Raw genomic sequence first — 16,786 nt, 5'->3', positions numbered from 1 at the left:
GGGCCGATGGGGGTGGCGGCTGTTGCCAAAAGTGCGGGGATTGCGACGGTGCTTATCCCGCGTTTATCTGCGGTATTTAGCGCTCACGGTATCGGTTTTAGTGATATTGCTCACCTCGCGTCCGAAGCTATTCCTCGCTCAGATAATGACTCCGTAGCAGAGGTTTTCGAGCGACTCAGGGATCGTGTGTTACGAGACATGAGCACCGAGGGTTACAGCGCAGCGCAGTGCGACTTAGAGGTGTGGTATGAGCAGGAATCTGAACGTCACGATGTCACCCTAAGCGCAGACGGAAAACTTCCCGCCGATGCCAATATTGCGCGTGCTGATATTTTGCTGAGCGTGCGCGCTGTGCATCGCATAAGTCACGCGAAATTGGCCGACAAAGTCGCGCTAAATGTCAGCGAGCCAAAAGCAACATCCGATCGCGCATTGGCCAATTCTAACGGCGAATTTCAACATGTGCCGGTTTTTCGAGTAGAAGACCAAATTGCAGGTGCTAGTGGTGCTGGCCCCGCCGTGCTGGAAGAGGCTTTTTGGACCTGCAGTGTGCCGCGGGGCTGGGGATTTGAATTTACGGCAAATCGCGACATTGTACTGAATATATCAAGTCGACAAGACGCGTCGGAATAAGGGGAAATAATAATGAAAGTTTTAGCGACTGAATATTTACGAGTAGATCTGGAAGAGGAGATGTGGGAGTGCGATCGCTGCGATCACGTACTTGGCCCTGCTCGGGAAAACTACAAACGATTCTTGTTGATCCACGACCGGAATCCACGGGAGGTTCACCATCCATTGCTCGATCCGGAGCGCTACCGGTTTTGTTTTTCTCCCGATCCTGAGGTCTGCGTAATTTACGAATTTTATTGTCCACATTGCGGATTAATGATGGACGTGGAGTACACCGTGCCGGGGCACGCCCCGCTACATGATTTAGAGCTGGATATCGACTCACTAAAGGAAAAGTGGTGCGGTGCGACGGGTGTTGAAAACGACAGTACAGCTAATACCGCTGCGTTTCGGTCCTAGTAGGAGAAGTAATAATGAAACGTATAGCGGTAGATATTGGCGGTACTTTTACGGACTGTTTTGTCAGCTGGGATGAGCAGTTTATTCAAACCAAGGCGCTAACCACGCATCATAATTTGGCGCTGGGTTTTAACGACGCACTGGATCAAGCCTGCGAAATATTAAGTTTAGAGCGGCGGCTGTTATTGCAATCAGTCGATTCAGTGCGCTACGCGACCACATTGGGAACGAACGCGCTAATCGAGCGAAAAGGGCCAAGAGTGGGTGTGCTTATTACCACCGGTTTTGAAAGCACCATCCCTATTTCTCGTGGCCGTGGCTACGGTGATGGTCTTCCCGATGAACAAGCGAGGGACATGTCCCGCGCTAAGCGACCTGATCCCATTGTGCCTATATCCAGAATTCGTTCTGTAAAACAGCGCATGGATTATCGCGGTAAAGTATTGATGGACTTAGATGAAGCTGACGTTCGCGAAAAGCTCAAGGAACTCGTCGATACAGGGGTTCAGGCCATCGTCGTGACCTTAATCAATTCGGTGGAAAACCCAGATCACGAGTTGCGTATCCAAGAGATATTCGAAGAGGAATTTCCGTCCTCCATGCTCGGTGCTATTCCGATGGTATTGTCTCATCAGGTGGTCGGTCGTAAGGGCGAATACGTGCGCAGCTCCTCGGCGATTATCGACGCTTTTTTACATTCAACGATGTATTTTGCGATGAATGCGCTGGAACAAAATCTGCGTGAAAATGGTTATGACAGACCGATGTTGTTGGTACATAACTCTGGCGGTATGGCGCAGTTAAATTCAACCGATGCACTTAAAACCCTGCACTCCGGCCCCGTGGCAGGTATTCACGCCGCCGGTCAATTAGCATTGCAGGGCGGTATTAGCAATATTGTCTGTGGCGATATGGGTGGCACCTCTTTTGATATTGGTTTAATAACCGAGGGTGGTACTAAGCACTACGACTTTAATCCGGTTGTTGACCGCTGGCGTGTCAGTTTGCCGATGGTGCATCTTGTTACCTTGGGCGCAGGCGGTGGTTCTATCGCGAGTTACGATCCAATTTTCAATACCGTCCGTGTCGGGCCGCAGAGCGCGGGCAGTGATCCCGGTCCCGCGTGCTATGACCGCGGTGGTATGAATCCGACGGTCACCGATGCCGATCTTATTCTCGGTTACTTGGACGCAGAGAACTACGCCAAAGGTGTTATTCCATTGAATATGCGTCGCACTTATCAGGCTTTAGAAGATATCTGCGATGAGATGGATATCTCAGAAGTGGAAGCTGCATTGCTTATTAAGTCTATGGCCGATAGCGAAATGGCCGCAGGCTTGGTTAGAGAGCTAAATGGTGGCGGCTATAAAGCCAGCGAGTTTGTGTTCTTAGCCTACGGCGGTAATGGCCCCTTGCACTGCTGTGGTATTGCTGACAAAGCCGGTATTAAAAAGATATTGGCTCCGCCATACAGCAGCGTGTTCTCTGCCTGCGGTGGTGCGGGCTTAGATCAAATGCATATCCATGAGAAGAACGTCTCCCTTGGTTTTTACAACAAGCATACTCGCGCTCTTTACGCTGACTACGATTCATTTAATGCACTTGTTGCTTCGCTTGAGGAAAAGGGCCGCGCAGATTTATTGCGCCAAGGTTTTCGTGAGGATGATATTCAATACACCCTTGAGTTAGATATGCGATATGGCATTCAGAAAATGGAAGTCAGTATCGAACTCACTAATCGCCGCTTGAATAAGCCTGCGGAAGTGTTGGGTGCAATTGAGTATATGAATGCCGATTTTGGGAAACGCTATGGCAAGGAAATTGTGTCGCCGGAGTCGGGCGTGTGGGTTTCTACAGTAAGGGTGGTATCCAGAGTCGATTTGGGTACGGTCAAATTCTCAGAGCTAGAACTACCGCGAGAGCGCGTGGCACCACCGCAAGCAGTGAATTATCGGGAATGCTATTTCCAAGGAAACTCAGCATCGGTTTCAACGCCGATCTACGGTGCCGATGCTTTGAATCCCGGTGTCGAAATTACTGGGCCAGCAATAGTTAATCCCGGCGAAACGACGTACTTGGTGGAGCCAGGCTGGACATTTGTTGCTGCCGCTCAGGGAGCAGTTTGGTTCTTTCATGAAAGTAATGCGCAATATCAGTAACGAGATAATTCACAGCTCTCCTATACGGGAGTGAGGGAAATAACAATGAATACAAATTTGGCAAATCCAGATACCGCTGACGAACAGGCATTGGTTGATCGATTTTTAAGTAAAAACCGCGCGTTTTTAGGGCCTGACCCAGAGATTCAACGTAATCATCACGTTGCCCCGCGCACCTCGCGTGAGGAAGAAATTTTAAGCGCTGGCATCGATAGCAATTTGTATGCAGAGATCCGCTCCGGTTTACGCGCGTCTCTGGATGAAACTTTTAAAATCGCAGAGATGACGGTAGCGTCACCTGCTGCCCAATGTGCCGATATGTCGACGGGTTATTTTACCGCTTCCGGTGATCTCTCCCTTGCGTCTACTCGAGGTGTTGCCGGGTTTACAGTTAGCTTGCATTACCCCATTAGGTTTATCCGCAAGTACTTTGAAACCGACGAAACAGTTGGCATAAACGAGGGTGATGGTTTTCTGCTAAACGATGCTCACTACGGTGGTATTCACAGCCCTGATCAGCATTTGTTTATGCCGATTTTTCATGATGGCGTGATTGTTAGCTGGTGTGTTTGTGCGATGCATGAAGGTGAAATTGGCGCCCGTGTTCCCGGTGGCATGGGGCCGATGATTGAGTCGCCATGGGATGAAGGCTTACGAGGTTCGCCCATTAAAATGGTCGAAAATTACGCGTTAAAAACAGACCTTGTTACCTTTATGCAGAATAGCTGCCGCGAGCCGCAAACGATGTTGGCGGATTTGAAAGCGCGTTTGGCAGCGTGTTGTAGAATGGAACGTCGCGGTAAAGAGCATATCGCTCGTTATGGCGTTGACTCCGTAGTTGGCTTCCTGCGTAGTAATGTTGAATTTATGCGAGATGAAGGTCGCCGTAGAATCGCAGAGCTACCTGACGGCACGGTGCGCACGCAATTTTATATTGACGATACGATGCGCGAACCCGCGTTGATGAAAATCATGTACTGCTTCACCGTAAAAGGTGACAAGGTCATCGTTGATTTACGGGGTAGTTCCCCCGAACTATTTAATAGACCAATTAACAGCCTACTAAGTACCCAGGTGCTTGGTGTTGCGATTACGCTCGCCCACCATATTTGGCCTGATATGCCTTGTGCGCAGGCGATTATCGATTGCTTCGAATTTATTACTGATCCGGGAACCATTGCTGATTGCTCCAATGAAGTGCCAGTCGCGCTGTGTATACAGCCTATGTTCAAAATAATGACCGCTGCAGAGTTGGCGTTTGCCAAACTGTATTTCGGCGCACCAGTGAAATACGGAAAAACCAAGGCGGGTTGGTTCAATCAACCCGCGGCCATTATTTACGGCGGCGTCACTCAGCACCAAGATTCCTGCGGCAATATGTGCGGTGATCTGAACGGTATGGCTGGCGGCGCAAAATGTGATGAAGACGGTGAGCACAGTATCGCGCCGTGTTTTGGTGCGAATGTCGATATCGGTGAAAGCGAAGAAGCGGAAGAACAATTGCCATTTATATATGCGATATCAAAGCGTATTTGGCCTGGCAATTGTGGCTTCGGAAAATTCCGTGGTGGTGCCGCCTATGAATACGGCTTGATGCGCTACGGCGAGCAACCCTTTGGCTTTCAGACGTTTACCGGAGGTTCGTATTTCCCTTCTACCTTTGGTCTTTTTGGCGGCTATGCCTGCCCCACATATGGCACGGTTCGAGTGCGCGGTAAAAATCTGTTTAAGGTGATGAAGGAAACGCCAGAGCTGTTTCAGGCGTCTATGGCCAGCATCATGAACGACCGATTAATTGAGGGCGCAGAATATAGCAGCCATTCAATGGCGGTTGCCTTCGAATTGTATCCCGAGGGTGAGCTGTTTATGACTAGCCAAGGTGGCGGTGGCGGCTACGGCGACGTGCTGGATCGAGATCCAAATTTAGTGATCAAAGATTTGGAGGAAGGGCTGATTCGTGAAGAAACCGCGATGGATCTTTACGGCGTTGTATACGACCCAGATACCTACGCCATTGATGACACTGCTACCGTCGAACGTCGCAAAGGTATTTTGAAAGGGCGTTTGGCCAAGGGTGTGAGCTGGGATGAGTTTATGGCGACGAGAGTGAAGCCAGAGCCACCAGCTACGGTGCCATTTTTTGGTAGCTGGAACAATTCTGAAGAATTGTATTGCGGGCCTTTTGGTAAAGCACTGCCGTCGGCATTGCCTCCTATTATTTTGCCTGATCCAAAAGACGTTGAAATACAGCAGCTCAAGGCGAAGCTTGCATCATTAGAAGCCCCGCGTAATTAAGCGTTGTCGATAATAGCTGATAGGTAATGAATCATGCTTGCAGAGAAGTATTCAAATAATTCCGCCATTTGGTTCAATGCACATGCCTTCGCTGAGCATGTGCTCTGCGGTGGCAAAGCACTGCCCTGGTCTAGTCCAACAGAGTTTGCCGAAGTTTATAAAAAATTACAGGGTATGCTCGACGCTGATCGACTTAGCGTGCCATTGATGGGCTTTCTTGATGATTGGATTAGTCGTCACCCCCATGTGTTACAAACGATGTCCGGTAAAAGCCGGGTGCGTTTTGCAATAAAACGGTTTCTCACAAATCCGCAATTGCGCAGTGATATGTCCGAATGGATGACAGCGTGTTGCGCAATGGTAGATGCGGAAATTGTGTTGGAAATACCCTCCAATGCTGCACTAATTTCGTGGGCGCACGTACTGGCTAACCCCAATGCGAGCGTTGAACCCTTAACCGAGTTGGACATTGATTCAACGTCGGTCTATTTGGCAGACACGGTTCGTCAGTTAAAGCCTGCTGGTATTGCCGGTGTCGTGACGACGCTTTCCGATGCGGATTTAGCGGCCGGTGCGAGTGTTGATCTCTATCTGCCATTGGCAAATGTTGCTGCAAATTATCATTGGCAATTTGCGTTTAGAAAACCTGTGGTGGCCGCCAAGTTTGCTAGTCATGATTATTTTTGCCTTGGTGACGACGCTTGTAGCAGCAATAGCGACTTAGTGTCTTTGCCATCAGACTTTTGGCGAAGTGAGTTAGAAACAGTAGTGCAGCACGATACCAACTGGGTTTATACCGAGCTACCCGCCTTCTCAGAGCCGGACGTCGTGCGAGCAAATATCGCATTACTTCGGGCGCGATAACGGAGGCGACATGAGCGTAACGGAAGGCCAGTGTTTGTGGACACCATCTAAAGACTTTGTGGCAGACAGTAATATGACTGCGCTGATAAGTTGGCTAGATCAGCAGGGCATTGTAAGTTGTGAAAAATACACTCAACTTTGGCAATGGTCGGTTAGCTCCCCAGATTCGTTTTGGGCAGCCATGTGGCAATATTTTGAGGTGATATCAGAAACGCCTTACTCACAGGTCATGAGTAGTCGCGAAATGAAATCTGGCGTGAGATGGTTTGACGGCAGTCAGGTTAACTTCGCCGAACATATCCTACGTCATAAAGGCAGCCATCCGGCGATATCGGCGATGTCCGAAAGTAAGCCGCTTAGCGTACTTAGTTGGGACGAACTAAGCGCCGACGTTCGACGTGTCGCCTCCTCGCTGAGATCAATGGGGATTTGCGCTGGCGATAGAGTCAGCGCGGTACTACCGAATTGCCCAGAAACTGTGATAGCGATGCTCGCATCAATTAGTATCGGGGCGGTATGGAGCAATGCGGCGCCTGAGTTTGGTACTCAGGCGATACTTGACCGGCTTGGGCAAGTTCGCCCAAAGCTGGTCTTTTTTTGCGACGGTTATGAGTTTAATGGGAGTCGTTTCGACCGCGTAGATATTTTGTCCAAGCTGTTGGGTGAGTTACCTTCGGTAGCGCAGGTTGTTCGCGTTGATGTATTGGGTAACTGTGGGCCGTTCACTCATAAAATAGATGTGTTGAATTGGTTAGACCTTGTAAGTATTGACGATCCTGGTGAAGACAGCTTTAAGTTTAGCCGAGTCAGTAGTGACCATCCTTTGTGGTTTGTTTTTTCCTCCGGCACAACAGGTCTCCCCAAAGCCATTGCGCATTCGCATATTGGTGTGCTTATTGAAATGCTCAAATTTATGAGCCTTCATATGAACTTAAAACCCGGAGACAATAGCTTTTTCTATACGACTACCGGCTGGGTGATGTTTAATTTGCTCGTCGGTATGATGCTCACCGGAGCCGGAGTTATTCTTTACGATGGCAGCCCAGTGTATCCAACGACTGACACCTTGTGGCGATTGGCGGATGAAAGTGATGCTACTCACTTTGGTGCCAGTCCTACTTATGTCCAGTTGATGGAGAGCAACCATGTTGTACCTAAAGAGCATTTCGCGCTAGACCGTCTATCAACTGTGCTAGTAGGCGGATCGCCCTCAATGCCATCGACTTTCGATTGGTTTTACCAAAATGTGAAATCCGATATGTGGGTCACGTCGCAGAGTGGCGGTACAGAAATCGCAAGCGCCTTTGTTGCGGCTACGCCAACACAGCCGGTATACGCCGCTGAGATTCAGGCTAGGGCCTTGGGTATGTCGGTGAAGGCATTAGATGACCAACGAATCGACGTTATTGATCAAGTCGGTGAGTTAATTTGCGATGTACCATTTCCATCGATGCCTTTGTATTTCTTAAATGATGCCGACGGAGAGCGTTACACCGCGTCTTACTTTGAAGAGATTCCAGGTGTTTGGCGTCACGGCGATTTTATAAAAATTAACGAACGTGGTGGCTGTTATATATACGGGCGATCTGATGCGACCTTGAATCGGTATGGTGTTCGTATTGGAACCGCCGAAATATATCGAACCGTTGAATCTATCGCTGGAATTTCAGACAGTTTAATCGTGTGTATTGAAACGGAGAATGGTGGTTTCTATATGCCACTATTTGTTTCTTTAACGGAAGGCTCACAGATCAGCGATGAGATGCGTTCGGAGATAAAATCCAGCTTGCGCTCGCAATGTTCGCCGCGCCATGTTCCCGACGAGATCGTTGTTGCTCCCGATATTCCCTATACTCTGACCGGTAAAAAGCTGGAGGTGCCGGTGAGGAAGTTACTTAAAGGTGCTGATGTCGTCAGTGTGGCGAGTCCGGGTTCAATGAAAAATCCTGATAGCTTGGCTTTCTATGTTGAATTTTCAAAGTGTCTAGTATTTAAGAATACATAGTTATTCTGTTGTGATATTTGGTGTTTGAATGTATTTGATGAAAAAAAGAAATACTGTCCAAATGGGTAGTGTTACTCGGTATTTGTAATTACATAAACTGTAGTGGGTTATAAACTTAACAATAAATACGTTGTAATTAATGAAAAATAAATTATTTCATAATATAAAAATAAGGGTGGTATAAATTCAATGCCTACTATGAGAAAAGCTAGATATTTATCATTTGTAATTTCATCGACATGCTTGCCATTTTTGATTGGACATTCTCTGGCTGTAAGCGCACAAGCAGACTCTGAGACAAATCGACCGCGAACTCGGAATGCATTGTTAGAAGAGGTCGTGGTTACTGCCCAGAGGAGAGAGGAAAATCTAAATGATGTTCCTATTGCCGTAACTGCGTTAAATGGAGAACAGTTAGATGTATTAGGTATCACGGACACTCGAGATCTGAATATCATTGTACCGGGATTCTCCGCCTCAGAAGGCGGTTACGGTGCGCCTGTTTATACCTTAAGGGGGGTTGGCTTTCCTGACTCCACCTATTTTGCGAGTCCTACCACTGGCGTATACATCGACGAAGTGAGTATGCCGTATTCCATTATGACCAAAGGGCCAAATATTGATATTGAGCGTGTCGAAATATTGAAAGGCCCCCAGGGCACATTATTTGGTAGAAGTACGACTGGCGGTGCAATTAACTATATCGCTAAAAAGCCTACTGAGAATTTCGAGGCGGGAGTAAGCGGTTCCTATGGTCGATTTGATCGTAAGGATGTAGAGGGGTATGTCAGTGGACCAATTTCAGACAACTTGAGATATCGGTTTGCCGGGCGCTATATTTTGCAAGATGAGCCTTGGCAATACAGTAATACCGATCGTAGTCGTAAACTTGGTGAGCAAGATAAGTTCTCGTTGCGGTCATTATTTGATTGGGATGCGAGCGAGGATGTGAATGTTCGTTTAATGTTGTCTGGATGGCGAGATCGTAGTGATAGCCGCGCCGGACAGCCGGTGTATTTCAATGCGCAGAACCCTCAGAGTGATTTACTGGCATCGGAAAATGTTAAGAACTATCCCTTTATTCCAGATTCCGATGATCCTCGCGCTGCGGAATTTTGTAAGGGACACTCTTCGTGTGTAGACGTAAATGGCAAGCCCTATGACTTCACGCAGGATGAAACCTTTTATCAAGCTGCGCTGCGCCTTTCTTGGATGTTTACCGAGACAGTCGAAGGTATTTTATTGGTTTCGTATAATAATTTTGAAGCTGATGGAAGCGAAATTCCTGCATCTTCATATTCCGAGCGACATATTGAAACTACGCTCTTCTCTGAAATTGAAAACGTCGATGTTGAATTTCGTTTAACTGGAAGCACCGAACTATTCAATGGGCCAGTCACTTGGACCGCCGGTCTTCATGCAACCCCGCATGAAACGGGAACGGATTATCGTTTGTTTGGTGCTAGCGATAACAACAGTGTTTTCTATGTTGTTCCACTAGTGGGGGCTTTACCGGGGCTTGAAGATATAAGTCTATTGGGAAGCTACTATATTGGTGATGGTGAAATGGAGTACCGTTCGCAATCTGCCTTCGGTAATGTTGAATGGCAATTCACCGATACTCTAAAAATTACCGCCGGTGCGCGTTACACAGATGAAGAGCGGGATTTTAACGGCTGCCTAGCCGATGACGCCAAAGACAATAATACCAATGTAAATCTTGTGTTCAGTGCATTGTCACTGCAGCGCGCGCTACTTGCATTAACAACACCAGATGTCACCACACCAGGTGAATGCATCACACTTACCGAAGACGGCCAGTTTGATCGCTATACCGATAATTTGGAGGAGCATAGCTTGTCCTGGCGTCTTGTTGGGGATTGGACACCGAATGATAATGTACTAATGTATTTGTCTCGCTCAAGGGGTTTTAAATCAGGTTCATTTCCAGTCACTAATACCACCGATCAGGGGCAGTATGTACCCGCCCGGCAAGAACAGGTTGATGCATACGAGATTGGCGCAAAATTAAACTTCTTCGATCGTCGCTTACAGCTTAATACCGCTGCGTTCTATTATGATTATGTCGATAAACAACTTTTTTCGCGTATTCAGGATGTTTTATTCGGCTCGCTGCCACAGCTACAAAATGCACCGTCGTCTGAAGTAATTGGTTTTGAAATAGATATATCTGGATCGCCTTTTGAAGGTTTATATCTTTCTGCAGCTGGTGCCTATATCGAGACTGAGGTTAAGGAGTTCCCTAATGCCTTTAATACTAGAGGTCAACCGACGGATTTAACCGGGCAGGAGTTTAATTACTCACCGAAATTAAGTTATACGATTTTGGCTGACTACAGCTTTCCTATTGGTAATGAATATGAACTTGGTGCAGGGGTTGATTACAGCTTTAAAGATGAAACTAACTCTACATTGGATGGCGACCCGTTCTTTGCGCACGATGATTTCGCCATCACAAACGCGCGTCTACGGTTTGGTCGGTCAGATGCCAAATGGATGTTGACACTCTACGGTCGAAACATATTTAACGAGTACGCGACCACCGGTCACGTTCAGGTTGTAAGCGATATTGTGACGCGCTACGTCAGCGATCCCCTTACCTACGGCATCACATTTGATTACAAATACGATTAATTTTCTTTGCCGTGTTATTCGCACGGCTTTTTCGTAAGCCGTCGTTTGATTTTCGAGACGATATTTTACTAGCGTTTTATAGGTGGTTTAATGAGTCAGGTTCTTGTCGCAGGTGTGGGCATGGTGAAATTTGCCAAACCCGGAAATCAAGCTCCATACAGAATGATGGCTAGCGAAGCGGTGAACGAAGCATTGAAAGATGCGGGGCTTAATTATTCCGATGTCCAGCAAGCATTCGCTGGTTATATTTATGGCGATAGTTGCAGTGGCCAGCGTGCGCTTTATGATGTTGGTATGACCGGTATTCCGGTGGTTAATGTTAATAATAATTGCTCCTCTGGTTCTAGTGCGATTTATCTCGCTAGGCAGGCGATTCTAAGTGGTGAAGCTGATTGTGTTCTTGCCTTAGGGTTTGAAGAAATGCCTAGCGGCGCAATTTCATCTCAGTGGGATGACAGGGAATCGCCGTTTACTATTTTTGACGAAGCTTTGGATAGGCTAGATTACCCGCCTGCCCCTTTGGCGCTGCGTTGTTTTGGCGCTGCGGGCCACAGTTACATGGAGCGCTATGACGCGAAACCGGAGTTGTTCGCGCAAGTCGCGGTGAAAACACGTAATCATGCTTTGAATAACCCTTATGCATTATTCAATACAGCGCTTTCGGTCGCGGACGTGATGAACTCGCCAATGCTTTATATGAACTACCTCACCCGCCTGATGTGTTGCCCACCAACATGTGGCGCCGCAGCGGCGCTGATATGTAGCGAAGATTATGCTAAGCATCATGGTATAACACGTGGCGTAGTCATAGCGGGGCAAAGTATGGCTACCGACAAGCTCGACAGCTTTGTTGATCCTATGAATTTGGTGGGATCTAGTATGAGTCGTCAAGCTGCTACAAAGGCTTATACGCAGGCCGGTATTGATGCGGTCGATGTTGATGTGGTTGAGTTGCATGACTGTTTTACAACAAATGAAGTGCTTAGTTACGAGGCCTTGGGTTTATGTCCAGAAGGTGGGGCTAGCCGCTTTGTGGCTGACAAAGATAATACTTTTGGTGGAAAAGTTGTGGTGAATCCATCCGGTGGGTTGATGTCTAAGGGCCATCCAATTGGTGCGACTGGTTTAGCGCAATGTTTTGAATTGACAACACAATTGCGTGGAGAGACTGGTGCGAGACAAGTTGCTGGTGCTAAGGTAGCGTTGCAGCACAATCTTGGTTTAGGTGGTGCGGCAGTCGTTACTGTCTATAAAAAATAGAAGTGAGCCGGATCTTAGCCTACCAGCGCCATCGGTACTTCATGCCCCCACGCAGTATGTTCAATTTCTTGGTAGTTGCTGGCTTCTAACAAGGTATCTTTTAACATGGCCAGTAAGCTTATCCAGGCTGCCTTTACATCACCGCTGAATTCGTCGCCGAGCGCCATTTCTAATGTTTCAAGCATGGCTTGAATAAAGAAATCGTAGTGACGTTCGGTTACACCTTGCTCGCTGTAACGCTGCCCCATGTTATGGGCTACGACTTTAAGTCCCTCCATATTTTGCAATGAGTGCACTGTGGTGCAAAGCGTGTTGATGAGCTTGCGATCTTTGGTGTCGCCAGCGCAGCTAAATAACGTTCGTAAATCTGGCGACAATTGAAATAGGCGTGCATAGAACACTTTGGCAAAGGGCTTGCCAATAGATTTCACCGCATGTAGATGAGATTGCACGATAGTAATTTGTTTAGGAGTCATATTGCGCCTCGCTATGGTTTTTCGGCGGCTGGCGATGATGGATCGTCGCGTCGAGTAAAATTAAAGCTCCTTACTGATTGGACACGTTACACGTGCTGGCGTTACGTGATTATTCGAGATTACCGAGGTGTGTATACATAGTTAGCGTAGTGAATTGCGGTAATTCACTACCTCGATAGGGGTGTTTGCAGGAATTAAGCGCGAAAACGCTATTTACGTGCTAAATAGCGTCTAAATAATGAGTTGGAAATAACGTTAATCGACGTTGGCAGCGCTTAAAAACGCGGGCTTTTCGCCGCCACCATGCAGGGTTAGGGTCGATCCGCTGACGTAGGACGCGAGATCACTGGCTAGAAATAAGCAGGCGTCGCCGATGTCTTCCGGAATAGCCATTCGCCCCAAGGGGATCGTGTTGCCAACCGCCGCGATACCCGCTTCGTCGCCGTAGTGTAGGTGAGCTTGCTCTGTGCGAATTAGGCCGGCGATGATGGTATTGCTTCGCACTTTGGGTGCCCATTCTACGGCGAGTGAGCTTGTTAAGCTGACTAAGCCGGCTTTTGCTGCGCCGTAAGCTGCGGTGCCTGGCGAGGGGCGGACAGCGCTGACCGAGGCGATATTGATAATGGCGCCGCCACTGTCTTGGTTTTGCATGACAGTATTGCAGGATTGAGAGAAATTCAGTGGTGCCAGCAGATTTAGACGAATGATAGATTCTGAGAAACGCGGCGATACGGTTGCGGCATCAGCGGCGGGGGCGCCACCAGCATTGTTTACTAATACGTCAATACGGCCATATTGACTAACAACCGTATCGACTAAACTTTGAATAGCGTCGGCGTCACGAACATCTATCGGGAAAAAGACCGCCTCTTTACCGTCTGAATTGGGCAGTGTGTCGGGCTCGCTACGGCCACAGATAATGACTGTCGCACCATGTTGGAGGAAGCGTTCGCTAATACCGCGTCCAACGCCTTTGCCGCCGCCAGTAACGATAACGACCTTGGCGCTGAAATCTAGTTTGTTCCGCATGTTAACTCCGCACTGCATATTATTTGATTGCTATTTATTTTCGCGGGGCAGTTCGTACTGCTACCTGACGCTAGCTAAGTTGGTTTTGCCAAGTTTACCGCATTTTTGTGTACTCGGAATGGCGGTTGCGAATGCCTTGGTATTGATGATTTGTTAGCGATGCCCATTGCACGTGGCTTGTAGCTTATTTTGTACAGGGGGGTAGTCTGAAGGGACTAATCTGAAATGCGTAATTGTGTTAGTGAGAGTGGCTGTTTAAATATGAGCAGTTTGCGCAAACACGCCAGATGCTAACCAAAAATAGTAGCAGTGCTAGAGGTTTGGAGCGGAACTACCAAAACGATAACATTTGTTGGGAGATAGACCGTTTTTGACAGTATTCGCGGTGGATTAAGACGTATACACTAAACTTTAGTCACATTATATTTCGACGATCTTGGCGCTTGAAGAATAGATTTAAAGAAGCTTGATCGACATGATGAATTGCACATTAAAGAGAGATTTTTGAATGACAGAAAGTAAAGCCGTAGTGGCAATTCTAGGTGGTACGGGTGGTTTAGGCACGGGATTGGCACGGCGCTGGGCCGAGGCGGGTTACCAGATTATTATTGGTTCACGCACCCAAGAGAAAGCTGAAGCTGCAGCGCAAGAGCTGCGCGAACTCATGCAAGCGCGTGGTGTTGGCGATGTGTCGGTGGCGGCGATGGATAATGTATCTGCAGCTCAAGCGGCAGACATTGCTGCGTTAACGGTGCCTTTTGCCCACCATGCCGATACTTTGACAAGCGTAAAGGGCGCTTTGCAGGGCAAAATACTGATCGACGTGACAGTGCCTTTGGTGCCGCCGAAAGTCGCACGCGTGCAATTGCCAGAGGAAGGGTCTGCCGGTCAGATTGCCCAGAATATTTTGGGTGAGGGCGTTAGCGTCGTGTCGGCATTTCAAAATGTGGCGGCGGTACATTTGCAAGATGGTCAAGGCATGGAATGCGATGTACTGGTGTGTGGCGACAATAAAGAGGCTCGCGCCAAGGTTATAGAGTTAGTTGAGGCAGCGGGTTTGCGCGGCTTTCATGCTGGCAGTATCGCCAACGCGGCTGCGGTAGAGGCCATGACGTCGCTACTTATTTTTATTAATAAACAATATAAATGCCATGCCGGAATTAAATTAACTGGGCTGGATCATTAATTCGATTATGGGCTCTTCACTTGTTCTTCATGCGGTATCGGGTATTCCTATGGTGGAGCCCGGTGATGATCTTGCTGAGTTGATAATAGTGGCTTTGGCGGCATCTGAGCAAAGTCTACAAGAGGGCGACGTATTGGTTTTGGCGCAAAAAATTGTGTCTAAAGCCGAGGGCCGCTATGCCTATTTAAATGCCATAGAGCCTAGCGTTCAAGCTCATGAATTGGCTGAACAGTGTGATAAAGATCCGCGTCATATGCAGGTGCTGCTGAATGAATCCCGCGAGGTTATTCGTCAGCGTCCCGGCGTGGTGATCGTTGAGCATGTGCTGGGTTATGTACACGCCAATGCGGGGATCGATCGATCTAATATTAGTAGTGATGACGACAATCCGCGCCTGCTATTGCTGCCAGAAAACCCAGATCGCAGCGCGGCGCAATTGCGAGATGCGCTGCAAATGCGTTTAGGTGTGGCTGTGAATATTGTCATTAACGACAGCGCAGGTCGCGCGTGGCGCAATGGCACCCTAGGCTTCGCTATTGGCACCGCCGGTTTCGAGGCGCTAGAGAATCGTGTTGGTGAGAAAGATTTATATGGTCGGCCGCTTGAAATTACTGAAGTGGCCGTGGCCGACGAATTAGCGGCAGCAGCCTCTTTTGTGATGGGGCAGGGCGATGAGGCATTGCCGCTGGTGCTTATTCGTGGCGCAAAATTACGACCATCAGCCAATGGCTCTGGAGCATTAATCCGGGATCGAGAAAAGGACATGTTTCGCTGATGACAGATGTAAATCTCGCCACAAAACTATCGTTTACAGGCAAGGTGCTGGCCTTAAGTGGTGGTGTGGGCGGCGCTAAATTATGCCGAGGCTTAACGGCGACCTTGACGCCTGAGCAGCTTACGATTGTCGCGAATACTGGTGACGACTTCGATTACTGGGATTTGCGTATTTGCCCGGATCTCGATTCAGTGATGTATGCGCTGGCAGATTTAAATGACGAGGAACGCGGCTGGGGTTTACGTGATGAAACCTGGCGTACGCTGATAGCGATGCGCCGGCTGGGCGGCGCCGAATGGTTTCAAATCGGTGACCAAGATTTAGCAACTCACATGTTGAGGACTCAGTTGCTGCGTGCAGGCCAATCTTTATCATCGGTGACCAAACAAATCGCTGCAGGTCTGGGTATTACTCATTCACTGCTGCCAATGTCTGAGCAATCTGTTGCTACCAAGGTGAATACAGATCAAGGTTGGTTAGATTTTCAGCAATATTTTGTGCGTGATAAATGCCAGCCTGAGGTGCGCGAGTTATATTTTGAGGGCGCAGACACTGCGCAATTAAACCCGCTGGTGAGCAGTTTATTGACGGACGAGGCCTTGGCTGCGATTGTGGTTTGCCCATCTAACCCCTTTGTGAGCATTGATCCGATATTAAGTTTGCCGGATTGCCGACAATTACTTACGAAATCATCGGCGCCAGTCATTGCCGTATCGCCCATTATTGCTGGCCGAGCAGTAAAGGGCCCGGCAGCGAAAATGATGCGTGAGCTTGATATGCCAGCAACAGCTTTGGCGGTGGCAGAGTATTACGGTGATTTACTGGATGGTTATGTATTAGATGAGGCTGATGCAGAGTACGTAGATGACATCACTGCGCTAGGAATTCAGGTTTGTGTCGCGCCGACCTTGATGACAGACCTCAATAGCAAGATTGCACTTGCAGATGCGCTACTGACATTTGCGGCTAGCTTGAAAGCTTAAATACTTTCGCTAAAGTAAGTTATTGAGCCATATTGATAATAATTAAATGTAAACGGATAGAAGCGTA

At 48.1% G+C, this 16,786-nt stretch carries 13 protein-coding genes; 11 read left to right on the top strand and 2 right to left on the bottom strand.

Annotated features, from left to right (window positions below; all coding sequences use genetic code 11):
* The 8 genes from GVJ32_RS04400 to GVJ32_RS04365 all read left to right on the top strand — a co-directional run.
* On the top strand, positions 1 to 633 hold a 633-nt coding region (locus GVJ32_RS04400), incomplete at its 5' end, for a hypothetical protein (protein WP_200841334.1).
* Positions 634 to 645: 12 nt separating this feature from the next.
* Positions 646 to 1,032: an acetone carboxylase subunit gamma gene (locus GVJ32_RS04395; RefSeq protein ID WP_159238851.1), complete on the top strand. Its 387-nt coding sequence runs from the start codon at positions 646 to 648 to the stop codon at positions 1,030 to 1,032.
* A gap of 14 nt (positions 1,033 to 1,046) precedes the next feature.
* Complete coding sequence (locus tag GVJ32_RS04390; protein WP_159238850.1) at positions 1,047 to 3,191, top strand: hydantoinase/oxoprolinase family protein; 2,145 nt, start codon at positions 1,047 to 1,049, stop codon at positions 3,189 to 3,191.
* A 45-nt stretch (positions 3,192 to 3,236) separates the two neighbouring features.
* The gene (locus GVJ32_RS04385; protein WP_159238849.1) at positions 3,237 to 5,486 is read left to right on the top strand and encodes a hydantoinase B/oxoprolinase family protein; all 2,250 of its coding nucleotides are present in this window, start codon (positions 3,237 to 3,239) and stop codon (positions 5,484 to 5,486) included.
* A gap of 33 nt (positions 5,487 to 5,519) precedes the next feature.
* Entirely contained in the window at positions 5,520 to 6,350 is an 831-nt protein-coding gene (locus GVJ32_RS04380; protein ID WP_159238848.1) for a hypothetical protein, read from the top strand.
* A 10-nt stretch (positions 6,351 to 6,360) separates the two neighbouring features.
* Positions 6,361 to 8,355 (top strand): acetoacetate--CoA ligase, encoded by a 1,995-nt coding sequence (locus GVJ32_RS04375; RefSeq protein WP_159238847.1) that lies wholly within the window; start codon positions 6,361 to 6,363, stop codon positions 8,353 to 8,355.
* 324 nt (positions 8,356 to 8,679) lie between these two features.
* Positions 8,680 to 11,010 (top strand): TonB-dependent receptor, encoded by a 2,331-nt coding sequence (locus GVJ32_RS04370; RefSeq protein ID WP_159238846.1) that lies wholly within the window; start codon positions 8,680 to 8,682, stop codon positions 11,008 to 11,010.
* A 90-nt stretch (positions 11,011 to 11,100) separates the two neighbouring features.
* Positions 11,101 to 12,270: a lipid-transfer protein gene (locus tag GVJ32_RS04365; RefSeq protein WP_159238845.1), complete on the top strand. Its 1,170-nt coding sequence runs from the start codon at positions 11,101 to 11,103 to the stop codon at positions 12,268 to 12,270.
* Between the two features lie 14 nt (positions 12,271 to 12,284).
* Here GVJ32_RS04365 and GVJ32_RS04360 read toward each other — a convergent pair whose 3' ends face one another.
* Positions 12,285 to 12,746 (bottom strand): globin domain-containing protein, encoded by a 462-nt coding sequence (locus GVJ32_RS04360; protein WP_159238844.1) that lies wholly within the window; start codon positions 12,744 to 12,746, stop codon positions 12,285 to 12,287.
* Between the two features lie 255 nt (positions 12,747 to 13,001).
* Positions 13,002 to 13,775 carry an SDR family oxidoreductase gene (locus tag GVJ32_RS04355; protein ID WP_159238843.1) on the bottom strand — a complete coding sequence of 258 codons (774 nt, stop codon included), beginning with the start codon at positions 13,773 to 13,775 and terminating at the stop codon, positions 13,002 to 13,004.
* A gap of 508 nt (positions 13,776 to 14,283) precedes the next feature.
* Here GVJ32_RS04355 and npdG point away from each other — a divergent pair.
* Genes npdG through cofD form a run of 3 tightly spaced genes read left to right on the top strand, consistent with a single transcriptional unit; the run spans position 14,284 to position 16,719 of the window.
* Positions 14,284 to 14,961, top strand: a complete 678-nt coding sequence (npdG, locus tag GVJ32_RS04350) for an NADPH-dependent F420 reductase (protein WP_159238842.1) — start codon at positions 14,284 to 14,286, stop codon at positions 14,959 to 14,961.
* 7 nt (positions 14,962 to 14,968) lie between these two features.
* Positions 14,969 to 15,736, top strand: a complete 768-nt coding sequence (cofE, locus tag GVJ32_RS04345; RefSeq protein ID WP_159238841.1) for a coenzyme F420-0:L-glutamate ligase — start codon at positions 14,969 to 14,971, stop codon at positions 15,734 to 15,736.
* A complete protein-coding gene (gene cofD / locus GVJ32_RS04340; protein WP_159238840.1) occupies positions 15,736 to 16,719 on the top strand; it encodes a 2-phospho-L-lactate transferase in 984 nt (327 codons plus the stop codon). Before cofE ends, cofD begins: the two co-directional genes overlap by 1 nt.
* Positions 16,720 to 16,786: the final 67 nt, after the last annotated feature.

Origin of the sequence: Zhongshania aliphaticivorans, assembly GCF_902705855.1 — a bacterium.
GTDB lineage: Bacteria > Pseudomonadota > Gammaproteobacteria > Pseudomonadales > Spongiibacteraceae > Spongiibacter > Spongiibacter aliphaticivorans_B.
Note: the sequence above shows the minus strand (reverse complement) of the source record. Positions and strands in the feature narration are given on the sequence as shown.

Coding starts and splice junctions, on each gene's coding strand:
- GVJ32_RS04380 (WP_159238848.1), top strand. CDS start 5,520: ATGCTTGCAGAGAAGTATTCAAATAATTCCGCCATTTGGTTCAATGCA.
- GVJ32_RS04365 (WP_159238845.1), top strand. CDS start 11,101: ATGAGTCAGGTTCTTGTCGCAGGTGTGGGCATGGTGAAATTTGCCAAA.
- GVJ32_RS04390 (WP_159238850.1), top strand. CDS start 1,047: ATGAAACGTATAGCGGTAGATATTGGCGGTACTTTTACGGACTGTTTT.
- GVJ32_RS04395 (WP_159238851.1), top strand. CDS start 646: ATGAAAGTTTTAGCGACTGAATATTTACGAGTAGATCTGGAAGAGGAG.
- GVJ32_RS04360 (WP_159238844.1), bottom strand. CDS start 12,746: ATGACTCCTAAACAAATTACTATCGTGCAATCTCATCTACATGCGGTG.
- GVJ32_RS04375 (WP_159238847.1), top strand. CDS start 6,361: ATGAGCGTAACGGAAGGCCAGTGTTTGTGGACACCATCTAAAGACTTT.
- GVJ32_RS04385 (WP_159238849.1), top strand. CDS start 3,237: ATGAATACAAATTTGGCAAATCCAGATACCGCTGACGAACAGGCATTG.
- cofD (WP_159238840.1), top strand. CDS start 15,736: ATGACAGATGTAAATCTCGCCACAAAACTATCGTTTACAGGCAAGGTG.
- npdG (WP_159238842.1), top strand. CDS start 14,284: ATGACAGAAAGTAAAGCCGTAGTGGCAATTCTAGGTGGTACGGGTGGT.
- GVJ32_RS04355 (WP_159238843.1), bottom strand. CDS start 13,775: ATGCGGAACAAACTAGATTTCAGCGCCAAGGTCGTTATCGTTACTGGC.
- cofE (WP_159238841.1), top strand. CDS start 14,969: ATGGGCTCTTCACTTGTTCTTCATGCGGTATCGGGTATTCCTATGGTG.